Below are 15,678 nucleotides of genomic sequence, written 5' to 3'. Positions count from 1 at the left end.
CTTGTGATTTCTAGCTAGCGAAACGTGCCAGGTGCCCGCTGCAACAGAGGCCGGGCGGCGATCCGTTGGCGCTGCAGACTGTCACAGGTGAACACCTGAGGGCGTTCGATGAGGTAGCCCTGGGCATAATCCACGCCAATTTCCTGCAAGGCCTGCTCGATCAAGGGTGTTTCGACGAATTCGGCAATGGTGCGCTTGCCCATTACGTGACCGATGTGGTTGATGACCTCGACCATGGCCCGGTTGACCGGGTCGTCGAGCATGTCCTTGACGAAACTTCCGTCGATCTTCAGGTAATCCACGGGCAAATGCTTGAGATAGGCGAACGACGACATGCCAGCGCAGAAATCGTCGAGCGAGAAGCGACAACCCAGCCCCTTCAACTCGTTGATGAAACGGATGGCGCTGCCAAGGTTGGCTATGGCGCTGGTTTCGGTGATTTCGAAACAGATCATCCGTGGCGGAATGGCGTATTCGACGAACAGGCGTTGCAAGTATTCGAGGAACTTGTCATCGCCAATGCTCGACCCCGACAGGTTGATCGCGCAGATCGACAGCGGCCCCTCGCGCCCTTCGTCCAGGCACTGGCGGATGACCAGAAACACATTGCGCACCACCCAGCGGTCCAGCGCGGTCATCAGGCCGTAGCGCTCGGCCGCCGGGATGAAACTGCTGGGCAGGATGGTACGCCCGCTTTCGTCGTGCAGGCGCAGCAGGATCTCGATATGGCCGGGGCCTTCGAAGGTTTTCAGCGGGGCGATTTCCTGGGCGTACAGGCAGAAGCGGTTTTCTTCCAGGGCCACGTGCAAGCGCTGGATCCAGGCCATTTCACCAAAGCGCATGGACAGCTCGCTGTCGTCGGCATGGTACACCTGCACGCGGTTGCGGCCCTTTTCCTTGGCCATGTAGCAAGCCATGTCGGCGGCGCGCAGTGAGGTTTCGAGGGTGCCGGGGGACTGGGCCATGTGCACAAGGCCGACACTGACGGTGGTGACGAACGGCCGCCCTTTCCACACGAAATGCAGGCTCTGCACCAGCTGGCGCAGCTGCTCGGCAATGCGCTCGGCCTGGTCGGGCGGGCAGTTTTCCAGCAGCACGCCAAATTCGTCACCACCCAGCCGGGCCAGGGTATCGCCCTCGCGCAGGCCGGACTGCAGCACGGCGCAGATGTGCCGCAGCAGCTCGTCGCCGGCGGCATGCCCGCAGGTATCGTTGACCAGCTTGAACTGGTCGAGGTCCAGGAACATCAGCGAATGCCGCCCGGCCTGGCGCGCCAGGTCATTGAGCGCCTGCTCCAGGCGGTATTCGAACTCGCGGCGGTTGGCCAGGCCGGTCAGGGCGTCATGGGTCGCCTGCCAGGACAGGTTGGCGATGTACTGGCGCTCCTGGGTCATGTCGTGCAGCACCAGCACGATACCGCTGACCTGGCCGTCATTGACGATCGGCGAGCCGACCAGGTTGACCGACACAGTGCTGCCGTCCAGGCGCTGGATCAGCCGGGCATGCTCGGCGCCGCCCTTGAGGCTGCCACTGAGCACCTGCTCGACCAGGCTGCGGCCGTCTTCCTCGGCCTGCTCGTCCACCAGGCTGAACAGCGCCGACAACGGCAGGCCCTGGGCTTGGCCGGCCTGCCAGTGGGTCAGTTGTTCGGCGGCCGGGTTCATGTAGCCGATACTGCCCTCCACATCGGTGGTAATCACCGCATCACCAATGGCCTGCAGGGTAATCTGCGCCCGCTCCTTTTCTTCTTGCAGGGCGCTGGCAAAGGCCTGACGCTGGGCCAGCAGCTTGCTGGAGCGGCGCCAGGCAATGGCAATCAGGAACATCGCGGTCAGCAGGTTGGTGATAAGCAGCACCCGCAGCAGCATGCGCGAGCCTTCGCCCAAGGCATCGCTGAACGCCTTGGCGGCCGGGGTTACCCCTTCGTTGATGGTGACGATGCGCGCCTTCCAGTCGCTTACCGTGCGGGCGTCGACCGAGCCAGCGGCGAAGCTGCTGCGCATTTCCACGGCCAGCATATCCAGCTTGCCCAGGTAGTCGTCGCCGATGTCCCAGTAGTCGATGGCCGTCTGCATGTAGCTTACGTTGCGAAAGTTACGGTAGAACCAGATGATCCGCTCGACATCGTCGGGGTGGTTACCGCCTTGCAGCACGGCCTGGCGCGCGGCATCCAGGTCGGGGCTGGGCTGGTCCATCACTTCGCGCAGTTGGTGATCGCCCTGGGGCACGGTGATGGCCTGGCGATAGCGCTGATAGGTGCTGTCGTCGCGGGTTTCGGCGTACAGGTTGAGGTAGTAGATGGCGTCTTTCTGCGCCTTGGACCACAGGCTTTCGCCCGCGACGTAGGCACGCACGGCCGAGAGCGTATAAAGGCTCAGGCTGCCCAAGGCTACCTGGAAGACCACAACGGCGATGAAGGGCCAGGTGATGCCGAGCAACTTTGGCGCTTCTAGAGTGCGATGTCCCTTCATGGAGTCCCTGTCACAGAGCAGATAAGGCGCAAATCAACCCAGACAAAGCACAGCGTAGGCCATTTGCCATCCTCGCGGTTGGGTTTTTTATGACAGGAAACCCGGGGGTTTTCGCACGGCCTTCCCGGCCCTATCGCCGGCAAGCCAGGTCCCACAGGTACCCCACAATGCTCAGGCCTGTGGTAATCCTGTGGGAGCTGGCTTGCCGGCGATAGGGCCCGCACAGGCAGCCACAAATTCAGCTCTGCTGCAGGTGCCCGTAAAGCTTGGCGTACAACCCACCCTCGGCAATCAGCTGCTGGTGGTCGCCATCCTCGGCCACATGCCCGCCGTCGAACACCAGCACCCGGTCGGCCTGTTTCACCGCCGACAAGCGGTGGGCGATGATCAGTGTGGTGCGGCCGCTGAGGAAGCGCGCCAGGGCCTGGTGCAGATTGTATTCGGTGGCGGCATCCAGGGCCGAGGTGGCTTCGTCGAGGATCACCACCTTGGGTTCGGCCAGCACCATGCGGGCAATGGCCAGGCGCTGGCGCTGGCCACCGGACAAGCGCACGCCGGAGCGCCCCACCACACTGTCCAGTCCCTGCGGCAAGGCGGCGATGGTGGCATCCAGCTGGGCGATGCGCAGTGCCTGCCAGCAGGCCTCATCGCTGCAGTCGCGGCCCATGGTCAGGTTGGCGCGCACGGTGTCGTTGAACAGCGAAGGGTGCTGCAACACCACCGCGACGTTTTCACGCAGGGTTTCCAGGCCGATTTCCTGCAGGCTGGCACCGCCAAAGCGGATGGTGCCGGCCTGGGCGCTGTAAAGCCCCAGCAACAGCTGCACCAGGGTGCTCTTGCCACCACCGCTGGCGCCGACTATCGCCACCTTCTCGCCCGGGGCGATGGACAGGTCGAGGTGCTCGAGCACCGGCTCGTCGGCATAGGCAAAGCGCAGGTCGCGTACTTCGATACCTACCGTCTCGCGGCCGGCGAACGGGTTGCTGGCCGCCGGGTACTGCGGCTCGTCGGCACGTGCCAGCAGCTCGTTGAGGCGGCTCAATGCGCCGCCGGCGGCGTAGTAGGCGTATTGCAGGTTGAGCAGTTGCTCCACCGGGCCGATCATGAACCACAGGTAGCTGAACACCGCCAGCATCTGGCCGATCGACAGGTCGGAGAACAGCACGGTGAGCATGGCCGCGGCGCGGAAGATATCGATGCCGAACTGGAACAGCAGGCCACTGGCGCGGCCGCTGGCATCGCTCTTCCACTGCGAGTCCACGGCGTAGTCCCGCACTTCGCGGGCGCGCAGGCCAAGGCGACCGAGGAAGTAGCCCTGGCGGTTACCGGCGCGGATTTCCTGAATGGCGTCGAGGGTTTCCGCCAGCGCCTGGGTAAAGCGTGCGGTGCTGTCGTTCTCGAGCTTTTTCAGGTGCTTGACGCGCTTGCCCAACTGCACGGTGAAATAGATCACCAGCGGGTTGAACAGCAATATCAGCATGGCCAGCTGCCAGTGCATCCAGATCAGGATGGCCGCCGTGCCGGTAAGGGTCAGCATGGCCACCAGGAAGCGGCTCAGGGTTTCGCCGACGAACTTGTCGAGGGTGTCCAGGTCGGTGACCAGGTGGGTGGTTACCGTGCCGCTACCCAGGCTTTCGTATTCCTTCAGCGAGATGCGCTTGAGCCGCTCTATCAGGCGAATGCGCAGGCGATAGACGATGTCCTTGGCCAGGCCGGCGAACAGCTTGGCCTGGATCACGTTGAACGCCAGCGCGGCCAGGCGCAGGCACAGGGTCAGCAGCAACATCAGGCCGATGTAGCCCGCGGCCACCTGCCAGCTGGATGGCAGCAGGTGGTTCATCCACTTCAACGCGGCATCGCCATGGCCCAGCAGCACTTCGTCCACCAGCAGCGGCAGCAACAGCGGGATGGGCACGCTGCAGCAGGCCGCCAATACGGCGATGAAGTTGGCGGACCAGAGGTTTTTCTTGTGATGCAGGGCCAGGCGGCGGATTTCCGCCCAGCTCAGTCGATCGGCCGCAGTGTGGGGCTTGCCCGGCACCGGGTCGGGTGACCCAGGCACATCAAGCACAGGCGGCCTGCTGCAGCCAGCGGCCGAGCAAGGGTTGCAGGCGCTCCAGCGGCTGATAGCCGTTGGTCAGCAGGGCCAGTTGGCCATTGCGTTCGGCCAGCAAGGTCGGGAAACCGGCGATGCCCAGGTCCTGGGCCCAGCTGAAATCGGCTGCAGTGGCGGCGCGGGTGTCGGCACAGGCGAAGGCCTCGGCGAACACGGTGCGGTCGAAGCCTGCCTGTTCGGCCAGGTCGACCAGATGCGGCGCAATGGTGACGTCCACGCCCTGCTCGTAGAACGAACGCTGGATCAGCGCCAGCAGCGGCCAGACGCGTTCGGCGTCCAGCTCGCGGGCGGTGACCAGGGCACGGCAGGCCGGCTCGGTGTCGTAGACGAAGCCGTCGGGCATGGCCCCCTCGAAGCGGAACGGCTGGCCGGTGGCGTCGGCCACCGCCTGCCAGTGTTCAAGGATGTACTTGCGGGTAGAGCTGTCCAGGGCACTGCCGCCGGTACGCAGCCCGCCTGGCACCAGGCGGGTGGGCACGCCTGCGTCACGCGCCTGGGCGATCAGGGCCGCTGCCACGGGTGCGAAACCCCAGCACCAGGAGCACATCGGGTCCATCACATAGATCAGGCGTGCAGACATGCATCAAGCCTCGGCTTTGTAGTTGTAACCGATCGGGTGCGGCAGGTTGCGGGCCTTGGCCAGCTCGATCTGCTTCTGCCGGTCGATGGCGCTACGCCGGGTCTTCTCGCTCAGGGTGTCCCAGCAGTGCGGGCAGCTGACCCCTGGCGAATAGTGCTCGGACGCGCGCTCCTCTGCGTTGATCGGGTGGCGGCAGGCGTGGCACTGGTCGTACTCGCCTTCGCTCAGGTCATGGCGCACCGTGACGCGGTTGTCGAAGACGAAGCAGTCGCCGTCCCACAGGCTTTCTTCCTGAGGCACTTCCTCGAAGTATTTCAGGATGCCGCCCTTAAGATGATAGACCTCCTCGAAGCCTTCACCGAGCATGTAGCTGGAGGCTTTTTCGCAACGGATACCGCCGGTACAGAACATGGCAACCTTCTTGTGCTTGCTGGGGTCGAAGTTGGCCTTGATGTAGTCGGGGAACTCGCGGAAGGTTTCGGTCTTCGGGTCGATGGCGCCCTTGAAGGTGCCGATGGCCACTTCGTAGTCGTTGCGGGTGTCGATCAGCAGCACTTCCGGGTCGCTGATCAGCGCGTTCCAGTCCTTGGGCTCGACGTAGGTGCCGACCGCCTGGTTCGGGTCCACGCCCGATACGCCGAGGGTTACGATCTCTTTCTTGAGCTTGACCTTGGTGCGGTAGAACGGCTGTTCGTCGCAGTACGATTCCTTGTGGTCGACATCGGCCAGGCGTGGGTCGTTGCGCAGCCAGGCCAGCAGGCCGTCGATGCCTTCGCGGGTGGCCGACACGGTGCCGTTGATGCCCTCGTGGGCCAGCAGCAGGGTGCCCTTGACGTTGTTGTCGAGCATGGTCTTGAGCAGCGGCTCGCGCAGCTCGACGTAGTCTTCCAGGGTGACGAACTTGTACAGCGCCGCGACGACGATGGGTTGGGACATGAAGCAGGATCTCCAGTGGTTGCCCTCGTAAGGGGCGGACCGGGTTACACAAGAAACAGGGGGCCGCTGCGCGCCCCATCGCCGGCAAGCCAGCTCCCACAGGTATTGCGCCACACTCAAGAAGGGCACTTTACCTGTGGGAGCCGGCTTGCCGGCGATGGGCTGCACAGCAGCCCCCTTTTGGGATGTTGCGGATTCTACCAGAACAACAACAAGGTTTCAGTGCCCGCCGCCCGCGCACACCGGCGAGGCCGGTGCAACGCCGACCTTGGCCCACTCTTCGGCGGTGTAGGTGTGGATGGCCAGGGCATGGATCTCGCCCATCAGCTCACCCATGGTGGCGTACACCTTCTGGTGGCGCTTGACGCTGTTCAACCCGGCAAACTGCTCACTGACAATCACTGCCTTGTAGTGGGTCTCCTGACCACGACTGTGCATGTGGCTTTCATTGAGCACTTGCAGGTGTTGCGGCACCAGGGCGGCCAGCTGCTGTTCGATACGCTGTTGCATGGTCATCGCGGCGTACTCACTTCTTCGCCGGGGCGGCGGCCTTGCCAGCGTTCGGGTCCAGTTCCTTGGTCATGTCATCCAGCAGCTTGTTCACCACCGGTACCGCTGGCTCCAGGCTCTGCTGGGTCAGCTGGGCCGACTGCTGGGTGACCTTGGGCATTTCGCGCAGCACTTTCTTGCCCAGCGGCGATTCGTAGAACTTGACCAGGTCCTTGAGCTCCTGCTCGGTGAAGGTCTGGGTGTACAGGTCGACCATCTTCGGCTTCAGCTTGTTCCAGCCGATGGCGTTGTCCAGCGCGGCGTTGGCCTTGGCCTGGTAGCTTTCCAGCACCGACTGCTTGGTGGCCGGGGCCTTGGTCTGGGCGAAACGCTGGGCGAACATCTGCTGGACCTGCATGTACACCGGGGTGCCCAGCTTGTCGGCGTTGGCCAGGGTCAGGAATTTCTCGGCAGCAGCATTGTGGCTGGCGGTGGCAGCGAGTACCTGGCCGCTGGCGCAAGCCAGGGCAACGGCGGCACAAAGGACACGGAGACGGGTCATTGCATTTCCTTCAGAAGAAAGGGAGGCGGGTACCTCAGAGTAGAGCATTCTGCGCCGTGGTGGCGATGTGCTCAAGTGGCACGACGAGCGACGGAACCGCTCGGTCGAATCAGGGCCTAAACTGCGATTTCGAACTACACAGGAGTGAGTACAGAATGAGCCGTATCGAGACAGACAGCCTGGGCCCGGTCGAAGTTCCTGAGGACGCCTACTGGGGTGCGCAGACCCAGCGTTCGCTGATCAACTTCGCCATTGGCAAGGAACGCATGCCCATCGCGGTGCTGCATGCCCTGGCGCTGATCAAGAAGGCCGCGGCACGCGTCAACGACCGTAACGGTGACTTGCCAGCCGACATCGCCCGGCTGATCGAACAGGCCGCCGACGAAGTGCTGGGCGGCGAGCATGACGACCAGTTCCCGCTGGTGGTCTGGCAGACCGGCAGCGGCACCCAGAGCAACATGAACGTCAACGAAGTGATCGCCGGTCGGGCCAATGAACTGGCCGGCAAGGGCCGTGGCGGCAAGGCGCCCGTGCACCCCAACGACCACGTCAACCGCTCGCAGAGCTCCAACGACTGCTTCCCCACCGCCATGCATATCGCTGCGGCGCAGGCGGTGCACGACAAGCTGCTGCCGGCCATCGCAGAGCTGTCCTCGGGGCTGGCCGAGCTGTCGGCACGCCACCACAAGCTGGTAAAGACCGGCCGCACGCACATGATGGACGCCACGCCGATCACCTTCGGCCAGGAGGTCTCGGCCTTCGTCGCGCAGCTCGACTACGCCCAGCGCGCCATCCGCGCCACCCTGCCGGCAGTGTGCGAGCTGGCCCAGGGCGGCACCGCCGTGGGTACCGGGCTCAACGCCCCGCATGGTTTTGCCGAAGCCATCGCCGCCGAGCTGGCGGCGCTGTCCGGCTTGCCGTTCGTCACTGCGCCGAACAAGTTCGCTGCCCTCGCCGGCCACGAGCCGCTGACCAGCCTGGCCGGCGCCCTGAAGACCCTGGCCGTGGCCCTGATGAAAATCGCCAATGACCTGCGCCTGCTGGGTTCCGGCCCGCGCGCCGGGTTGGCCGAGGTACGCCTGCCGGCCAACGAGCCGGGCAGCTCGATCATGCCAGGCAAGGTCAACCCTACCCAGTGCGAGGCGCTGTCGATGCTGGCCTGTCAGGTGCTGGGCAACGACGCGGCGATCGGCTTTGCCGCCAGCCAGGGGCATTTGCAACTGAACGTGTTCAAGCCGGTGATCATCCACAACCTGCTGCAGTCGATCGAATTGCTGGCTGACGGCTGCCGCAACTTCCAGCAGCACTGCGTGGCGGGCATCGAGCCGGATGCCGAGCAGATGGCGGCGCACCTGGAACGGGGGTTGATGCTGGTGACGGCGCTGAACCCGCATATTGGCTATGACAAGGCGGCGGAAATTGCCAAGAAGGCCTATGGCGAAGGCAAGACCTTGCGCGAGGCGGCACTGGAGTTGAAGTACCTGACCAATGAGCAGTTCGACCAGTGGGTGAGGCCGGAGAACATGCTGGCTCCGGGGGGCAAAGGCTAGATCACCTGTCGCCTGTACCGGCCTCTTCGCGGGCTTGCCCGCTCCCACAGGATCTCCACAGTCTTGCAGATTGGTGCAGTACCTGTGGGAGCGGGCAAGCCCGCGAAAGCGCCGGTACAGGCGATCAATGAGCCTGGGCCAACCGCGCCCTGCGGGCGCGCCACCCGGCCACCAACGAAGGCCCCAGCGCCACCAGCGCCGAACCCAGCACCACCGTCACTGCCCCCACATAACCCAGGGCATTGATGTCCTCGGCGTGCACATACTCAGGCCACACCAACGCCGCCAGTGCCACCGCGACAAAGGTCACCAGCGGGGTCAGCGCCAGCGTGGCACTCACCCGCGACGCCTCCCAGTGCGCCAGCGCCTCGGCGAACGCGCCATAGGCCACCAGGGTGTTCAGGCAACAGGCCAGCAACAGCCAGCCTTGCACCGGGGTCAGCTGCAACGCCTCCAACGGGTGGGCCCAGGGTGTCAGCAGCGCGGCGCAACTGAGGTAGATCACCATCATTACCTGCTGCGAATGCCACACCGTCAGCAACTGCTTCTGGCTGAGCGCATAGAACACCCAGACGCTGGTGGCCAGCAGGATGGTCAGCACGCCGGTGGTATAGGTGCCGAGCGAGGTCAGCAGCTCTTCCAGGCGCTGGTTGAAAAACAGCCCGAACCCCGCCAGCAGGATCAGCAGGCCCACGCCCTGCCCCAGGCTGAAGCGCTCGCGGAACACGAACACGCTGGCCACCAGCAACAGCACCGGGCCGATCTGCACGACCAGTTGCGCAGTGCCCGGGCTGAGCAGGCTCAGGCCGATCAGGTAAAGCACGTAGTTGCCCATCAGGCCAAGCACGGCCACTACCACCAGGCCTTTGCCCTTGGGCGTCAGCTTGCTGAAGGAAGGCAGCCTGCGCTTGGCGGCCAGCCAGGCGAACAGCAGGCCGCCGGAGACCAGCAGGCGGTACCAGGTGACGGTGACCGGGTCGACCACTTGCAGCACCTGCTTGAGCTTGATCGGCAGGATGCCCCAGAGCAACGCCGTCAAAAGTGCCAGGAAAAGGCCATAGCCCCAGCGGCCGGTAATGGTGTGCATAAAATCCTCGATCGAGCCCGTGGTGGGGGTGGCTGAATTCTACGGGCTTGGAGGGCGGGGACGGTGGTGGGTGCCGGGAAAAGAATTCATCAGGTCATTCTTCTGCGGCATGGCTTGGCAGGTGTGCTGCCTGTTCTGGCCCTTTCGCGGGCACGCCCGCTCCCACTGGGACCCCACAAGATTCAGAGTGTGTGCAAATCCTGTGGGAGCGGGCGTGCCCGCGAAGAGGCCAGAACAGGCAACCAACAAGCCTGGCTATTTCTTGTCCCTGGCAAACGCCGCCTCAAGCGCCTGGTTGATGGTGCGCAACACCTTCACCCGCGCCCAGCGCTTGTCGTTGGCCTCCACCAGCGTCCACGGCGCAATTTCGGTGCTGGTGCGGTCGACCATGTCGCCCACCGCCTGGACATAGTCGTCCCACTTGTCGCGGTTGCGCCAGTCATCCTCGGTGATCTTGTAACGCTTGAACGGGATCTGCTCGCGCTCTTCGAAACGCTCCAGCTGGGTCTGCTGGTCGATCGCCAACCAGAACTTGACCACCACCGTGCCGGCATTCACCAGCTGTTCCTCGAAATCGTTGATCTCGCTGTAGGCACGCATCCAGTCCGCCGGGCTGCAGAAGCCTTCCACACGCTCCACCAGCACCCGGCCATACCAGGAACGGTCGAAGATGGTGAACTTGCCTCGCGCCGGAATGTGCCGCCAGAACCGCCAAAGGTATGGCTGCGCGCGTTCTTCCTCAGTGGGTGCGGCAATTGGCACGATGCGGTACTGGCGCGGATCCAGCGCTGCCGCCACGCGGCGGATCGCCCCTCCTTTGCCGGCAGCGTCGTTGCCTTCGAACACCGCCACCAAGGCATGCCGGCGCATGTGCTTGTGACGCAGCAGGCCTGCCAGGCGGGCCTGTTCGGTGACCAGTTGCTCCTGGTAGTCGGCCTTGTCCAGGCGCAGGGTCATGTCCAGCGCGCCGAGCAGGCTAAGCTGGTCGATGCTGCGGCCCAGCGGTGCAACGTTGCCCCGGTGCTTGTCCTTGGGGTTGCTGGCCAGTGCCGCCTGCAGGCTTTCCAGCAGGATGCGCCCTACCGCCAGGCTGCGGTAGTTCGGGTCGACGCCTTCGATGATATGCCACGGTGCATAGTCGCGGCTGGTGCGGCGCAGAACGCGCTCACCAAAGCGCACGAAACGGTCGTAGGTTTCCGACTGCTGCCAGTCCAGCGGGCTGATTTTCCAGCTGTGCAGCGGGTCGTCCTTGAGCGATTTCAGCCGCGCCTTCATCTGCTTCTTGGACAAGTGGAACCAGAACTTGATGATCAGCGCCCCCTCGTCGCACAGCATCTCCTCCAGCCGTTCGGCGCCGGTGATGGCCTGGTCGAGCACGGCATCCTTGAACACCCCGTGCACCCGCCCCTGCAGCATCTGGCTGTACCAGTTGCCGAAGAACACGCCCATCCGCCCCTTGGGTGGCAGGGCCCGCCAGTAGCGCCAGGCCGGCGGGCGGGCCAGCTCTTCGTCGGTCTGCTGATCGAAGGTGAGCACATCGATCATGCGCGGGTCCATCCACTCGTTCAGCAGTTTGACCGTCTCGCCCTTGCCGGCGCCTTCGATACCGTTGATCAGCACGATCACCGGGAAGCGCGCCTGCTGCTTGAGTTCGTACTGGGCTTCGAGCAGGGCCTCGCGCAAAGCGGGTACCTCGGCGTCGTAAGCCTCATTGTCGATGCTGTGGCCGATTTCTGCGGATTCGAACATGCACTGGCTCCTTCAATGGATAAGCAAGACTAGCGGATTTGAAGGCTTGTGCAGTACCTGTGGGAGCGGGCGTGCCCGCGAAGAGGCCGGCACAGCCTGCGCAAACCTCCCGGATGGCATAAAATCCGCCCATCCGCTGCAACCGAGCCAACCATGTCCACCCTCCTCCAGCACGCCCAGATCGACTGGGACGACCAGGGCCGCCCCCATTCGCGGCAATACGACGACGTCTATTTCGCAGTCAACGAAGGCATCGAAGAAACCAGGCACGTGTTTCTCGGGCAAACCCGTCTGGCCGAGCGCTTTGCCAACCTCGCCCCGCACGCCTGCGTGGTGATCGGCGAAACCGGGTTCGGCACCGGCATGAATTTCTACTGCGCCTGGCAACTGTTCGAGCAGCACGCCCATGCCGAGGCCCGCCTGCATTTCGTCAGCGTCGAAAAATACCCCCTCGGTCGCGACGACCTGGCCCGTGCCATACGCCTGTGGCCGGAACTGGCGGCCTACAGCCAGCCCCTGCTGGAGCAGTACGTGGCGGTGCACCCTGGCTTCCAGCAGTTCACCTTCGACAACGGCCGGGTCACCCTCACCCTGCTGATAGGCGACGTACTGGAGCAGCTGCCGCAACTCGATGCGCAGATCGATGTGTGGTTCCTCGACGGCTTCGCGCCGGCCAAGAACCCCGACATGTGGACCCCGGAGCTGTTCGCGCAACTGGCACGGCTGTCACACCCGGGCACGGTGCTAGGCACTTTCACCACCACCGGCTGGGTACGCCGCAGCCTGGTCGATGCCGGCTTCGCCATGAAGAAGGTGCCGGGCATCGGCAAGAAATGGGAAGTGATGAGCGGCGCCTATGTCGGCCCTGTGCCCAGCCCCGGTGCGCCATGGTATGCGCGCCCGGCTGCCGTTGCGGGGCCGCGTGAAGCGCTGGTGATAGGCGCCGGGCTCGCCGGCAGCACCACCGCCGCCAGCCTGGCACGCCGTGGCTGGCAGGTTACCGTGCTGGAACGCCACGACACGCCAGCTCGGGAAGCTTCGGGTAACCCGCAAGGGGTGCTGTACCTCAAGCTGTCCGCCCATGGCACGGCGTTGTCGCAGATGATCCTCGCCGGTTTCGGCTACACCCGGCGCCAGCTGCAGCGCCTGCAACGTGGCCACGACTGGGATGCCTGCGGCGTGCTGCAACTGGCCTTCGACAGCAAGGAAGCCGAACGCCAGGGCAAACTGGCTGGGGCCTTCGAACATGGCCTGCTGCACTCGCTGGAACGTGCAGAAGCCGAAGCCATCGCAGGTGTGGCCTTGCCGGCTGGCGGGCTGTTCTATCCCGAAGGTGGCTGGGTGCACCCGCCGGCGCTGTGCCAGCAGCAGTTGCAGCACCCGGGTATTCGCCTGCTGACGCACCAGGAGGTGCTCGAGCTGCGCAAGGTCGACGGGCAGTGGCAAGCCTGGGCTGGCGAACGTTTGCTGGCCAGCGCGCCGGTGGTGGTGCTGGCCGGTGCCGCCGACATACTGCGCTTCGAACCATGCGCGCAGCTGCCGCTCAAGCGCATCCGCGGGCAGATCACCCGCCTGCCGGCCACCCCCAGCAGCCGCGCGCTGCGCACCGTGGTGTGTGCGGAAGGCTATGTAGCGCCGCCGCGCGGCGATGAACACACCTTGGGCGCGAGCTTCGACTTCCACAGCACAGACCTGGCGCCGACGGTAGCCGAGCACCAGGGCAACCTGGCATTGCTGGACGAGATTTCGGTCGACCTTGCCCAGCGCCTGGGCGCCGCCGAACTGGACCCCGGGCAGTTGCAGGGGCGTGCAGCGTTCCGTTGCACCAGCCCGGATTACCTGCCGATCGTCGGGCCGGTGGCGGATGCGCAGGCGTTCGCCCAGGCCTATGCAGTGCTGGGCCGGGATGCGCGGCAGGTGCCGGATGTGGCCTGCCCCTGGCTGGATGGGTTGTATGTGAACAGCGGGCACGGCTCGCGCGGGTTGATCACGGCGCCGTTGAGCGGCGAACTGGTGGCGGCGTGGGTATGCGGGGAACCGCTGCCGATGCCACGGGCGGTGGCGGAGGCGTGCCACCCGAATCGGTTTGCCTTGCGCAGGTTGATTCGCGGGAAGTGATCGGGCCGGGGGCTGCTGCGCAGCCCAATCGCCGGCATGCCAGCTCCTACAGGGACCGCGCAAGGCCCCAGGCCTGTGGTGAACCTGTGGGAGCGGGCGAGCCCGCGAAGGGCTGCGCAGCAGCCCCATATAACAGATCGATCTAAAACTCTCGCAAACCACATGGGTCAGTTCCTTAAGGTGCCCTAATCCGGGGCACCCCCTCCCCAACGGAAAAACCGGTAAGGACCTATGTGCGGATTAGCAGGAGAGTTGCGTTTTACACCCATCGACCAAGCCCCTCGCCCAGCCGACCTGGCTGCGGTAGAGCGCATAACCCACCACCTGGCGCCCCGCGGCCCGGATGCCTGGGGCTTCCATAGCCAAGGCCCGATCGCCCTCGGCCACCGGCGCCTGAAAATCATGGACCTGTCCGACGGCTCTGCCCAGCCGATGGTGGACAACACCCTGGGCCTGTCGCTGGCCTTCAACGGCGCCATCTACAACTTCCCCGAACTGCGCCAGGAGCTGCAGGCCCTGGGCTACAGTTTCTGGTCCGACGGCGACACCGAGGTGTTGCTGAAGGGCTACCACGCCTGGGGCGCGGCCCTGCTGCCCAAGCTCAATGGCATGTTCGCCCTGGCCATCTGGGAACGCGACAACCAGCGCCTGTTCCTCGCCCGCGACCGCCTGGGCGTAAAGCCCTTGTACCTGTCGCGCAACGGCGAGCGCCTGCGCTTCGCCTCGACCCTGCCAGCGCTGCTCAAAGGTGGTGACATCGACCCGATGCTCGACCCGGTGGCACTCAACCACTACCTGAATTTCCACGCCGTGGTGCCGGCGCCACGCACCCTGCTGGCCAACGTGCAAAAGCTGGAACCCGGTACCTGGATGCGCATCGATCGTCATGGCGAAGTGGAACGCCAGACCTGGTGGCAGCTGCACTACGGCGCCAACCCCGATGAACGTGAGCTGGACCTGGAAGGCTGGACCACCCGCGTGCTCGACGCCACCCGCGACGCCGTGGCCATTCGCCAACGGGCAGCAGTGGACGTAGGTGTACTGCTGTCTGGCGGGGTCGATTCCAGCCTGCTGGTCGGCCTGCTGCGCGAAGTGGGCGTGGATGACCTGTCGACCTTCTCCATCGGTTTCGAGGATGCCGGTGGCGAACGCGGCGACGAGTTCCAGTACTCCGACCTGATCGCCAAGCACTACGGCACCCGTCACCACCAGCTGCGCATTGCCGAGCACGAAATCATCGACCAGTTGCCAGCCGCCTTCCGCGCCATGAGCGAACCCATGGTCAGCCATGACTGCATCGCCTTCTACCTGCTGTCGCGGGAAGTGGCCAGGCACTGCAAGGGCGTGCAAAGCGGCCAGGGCGCCGACGAGCTGTTCGCCGGCTACCACTGGTACCCGCAGGTGGACGGCGCAGAGGATGCCTTTACCGCCTACCGCGAAGCCTTCTTCGATCGCAGCCACGCCGAGTACCGCGACACCGTGCAGGCACCCTGGCTGCTGGAAAGCGACGCAGCGGGCGACTTCGTCCGTGAACACTTCGCCCGCCCTGGCGCCCCCGATGCGGTAGACAAGGCGCTGCGCCTGGACAGCACGGTGATGCTGGTCGACGACCCGGTCAAACGGGTCGACAACATGACCATGGCCTGGGGCCTGGAGGCACGCACACCATTCCTCGACTACCGGCTGGTGGAGCTTTCGGCACGCATTCCGGCACGCTTCAAGCTGCCCGACGGCGGCAAGCAGGTGCTCAAGCAGGCGGCGCGGCGGGTGATCCCGCACGAGGTGATCGACCGCAAGAAGGGCTACTTCCCGGTGCCGGGCCTGAAGCATCTGGAAGGCGCCACCCTCGGCTGGGTACGTGAACTGCTGACCGACCCCAGCCAGGACCGCGGGCTGTTCAACCCGGCCATGCTCGACCGCCTGCTGAGCAACCCGCACGGCCAGCTGACACCGCTACGCGGCTCCAAGCTGTGGCAGCTGGCGGCGCTGAACCTGTGGCTGAGCGAACAAGGAATCTGAC

General features: G+C 64.8%; 11 protein-coding genes. 3 read left to right on the top strand and 8 right to left on the bottom strand.

The annotated features are described in order from the left end of the window. Nucleotides 1-14: 14 nt before the first annotated feature. The 6 genes from AC2T3R_RS06510 to AC2T3R_RS06485 form a co-directional block, all read right to left on the bottom strand. Complete coding sequence (locus AC2T3R_RS06510; protein ID WP_044046904.1) at nt 15-2,471, bottom strand: EAL domain-containing protein; 2,457 nt, start codon at nt 2,469-2,471, stop codon at nt 15-17. A 238-nt stretch (nt 2,472-2,709) separates the two neighbouring features. After that, nucleotides 2,710-4,542, bottom strand: a complete 1,833-nt coding sequence (locus AC2T3R_RS06505; RefSeq protein ID WP_054573485.1) for an ABC transporter ATP-binding protein — start codon at nt 4,540-4,542, stop codon at nt 2,710-2,712. After that, nucleotides 4,535-5,167: a DsbA family protein gene (locus AC2T3R_RS06500; protein ID WP_015269296.1), complete on the bottom strand. Its 633-nt coding sequence runs from the start codon at nt 5,165-5,167 to the stop codon at nt 4,535-4,537. The genes AC2T3R_RS06505 and AC2T3R_RS06500 overlap by 8 nt, the downstream gene beginning before the upstream one ends. A 3-nt stretch (nt 5,168-5,170) precedes the next feature. Next, a complete protein-coding gene (trhO, locus tag AC2T3R_RS06495) occupies nt 5,171-6,103 on the bottom strand; it encodes an oxygen-dependent tRNA uridine(34) hydroxylase TrhO (protein WP_486744797.1) in 933 nt (310 codons plus the stop codon). Nucleotides 6,104-6,322: 219 nt separating this feature from the next. Continuing rightward, nucleotides 6,323-6,619, bottom strand: a complete 297-nt coding sequence (locus tag AC2T3R_RS06490) for a BolA family protein (RefSeq protein ID WP_486744796.1) — start codon at nt 6,617-6,619, stop codon at nt 6,323-6,325. Nucleotides 6,620-6,629: 10 nt separating this feature from the next. Continuing rightward, entirely contained in the window at nt 6,630-7,154 is a 525-nt protein-coding gene (locus tag AC2T3R_RS06485) for a DUF2059 domain-containing protein (RefSeq protein ID WP_225776760.1), read from the bottom strand. Nucleotides 7,155-7,309: 155 nt separating this feature from the next. Between AC2T3R_RS06485 and AC2T3R_RS06480 the strand changes: the two genes are divergently transcribed. Beyond that, nucleotides 7,310-8,704, top strand: a complete 1,395-nt coding sequence (locus AC2T3R_RS06480) for a class II fumarate hydratase (RefSeq protein WP_054573483.1) — start codon at nt 7,310-7,312, stop codon at nt 8,702-8,704. A gap of 124 nt (nt 8,705-8,828) precedes the next feature. Here AC2T3R_RS06480 and AC2T3R_RS06475 read toward each other — a convergent pair whose 3' ends face one another. Further along, the gene (locus AC2T3R_RS06475) at nt 8,829-9,791 is read right to left on the bottom strand and encodes a DMT family transporter (protein ID WP_486744795.1); all 963 of its coding nucleotides are present in this window, start codon (nt 9,789-9,791) and stop codon (nt 8,829-8,831) included. A 255-nt stretch (nt 9,792-10,046) separates the two neighbouring features. Next, nucleotides 10,047-11,540 (bottom strand): polyphosphate:AMP phosphotransferase, encoded by a 1,494-nt coding sequence (pap, locus tag AC2T3R_RS06470; protein WP_486744794.1) that lies wholly within the window; start codon nt 11,538-11,540, stop codon nt 10,047-10,049. Between the two features lie 153 nt (nt 11,541-11,693). On the opposite strand from pap, the gene mnmC reads away from it, so the two are divergent. Both mnmC and AC2T3R_RS06460 read left to right on the top strand, forming a co-directional pair. Further along, nucleotides 11,694-13,658 carry a bifunctional tRNA (5-methylaminomethyl-2-thiouridine)(34)-methyltransferase MnmC2/FAD-dependent 5-carboxymethylaminomethyl-2-thiouridine(34) oxidoreductase MnmC1 gene (mnmC, locus tag AC2T3R_RS06465; RefSeq protein WP_486744793.1) on the top strand — a complete coding sequence of 655 codons (1,965 nt, stop codon included), beginning with the start codon at nt 11,694-11,696 and terminating at the stop codon, nt 13,656-13,658. Nucleotides 13,659-13,889: 231 nt separating this feature from the next. Then, nucleotides 13,890-15,677 carry an N-acetylglutaminylglutamine amidotransferase gene (locus AC2T3R_RS06460; RefSeq protein ID WP_410951993.1) on the top strand — a complete coding sequence of 596 codons (1,788 nt, stop codon included), beginning with the start codon at nt 13,890-13,892 and terminating at the stop codon, nt 15,675-15,677. Nucleotide 15,678 lies beyond the last annotated feature (1 nt).

Source organism: Pseudomonas sp. PVC-5-1, from assembly GCF_057444345.1.
This window is presented reverse-complemented; position numbering and strand designations above follow the sequence as displayed.

Bases quoted from the DNA above. Each gene is read 5' to 3' on its own strand.
- pap (WP_486744794.1), bottom strand. From the start codon at position 11,540: ATGTTCGAATCCGCAGAAATCGGCCACAGCATCGACAATGAGGCTTAC.
- AC2T3R_RS06480 (WP_054573483.1), top strand. From the start codon at position 7,310: ATGAGCCGTATCGAGACAGACAGCCTGGGCCCGGTCGAAGTTCCTGAG.
- mnmC (WP_486744793.1), top strand. From the start codon at position 11,694: ATGTCCACCCTCCTCCAGCACGCCCAGATCGACTGGGACGACCAGGGC.
- trhO (WP_486744797.1), bottom strand. From the start codon at position 6,103: ATGTCCCAACCCATCGTCGTCGCGGCGCTGTACAAGTTCGTCACCCTG.
- AC2T3R_RS06500 (WP_015269296.1), bottom strand. From the start codon at position 5,167: ATGTCTGCACGCCTGATCTATGTGATGGACCCGATGTGCTCCTGGTGC.
- AC2T3R_RS06460 (WP_410951993.1), top strand. From the start codon at position 13,890: ATGTGCGGATTAGCAGGAGAGTTGCGTTTTACACCCATCGACCAAGCC.
- AC2T3R_RS06475 (WP_486744795.1), bottom strand. From the start codon at position 9,791: ATGCACACCATTACCGGCCGCTGGGGCTATGGCCTTTTCCTGGCACTT.
- AC2T3R_RS06510 (WP_044046904.1), bottom strand. From the start codon at position 2,471: ATGAAGGGACATCGCACTCTAGAAGCGCCAAAGTTGCTCGGCATCACC.
- AC2T3R_RS06490 (WP_486744796.1), bottom strand. From the start codon at position 6,619: ATGACCATGCAACAGCGTATCGAACAGCAGCTGGCCGCCCTGGTGCCG.
- AC2T3R_RS06485 (WP_225776760.1), bottom strand. From the start codon at position 7,154: ATGACCCGTCTCCGTGTCCTTTGTGCCGCCGTTGCCCTGGCTTGCGCC.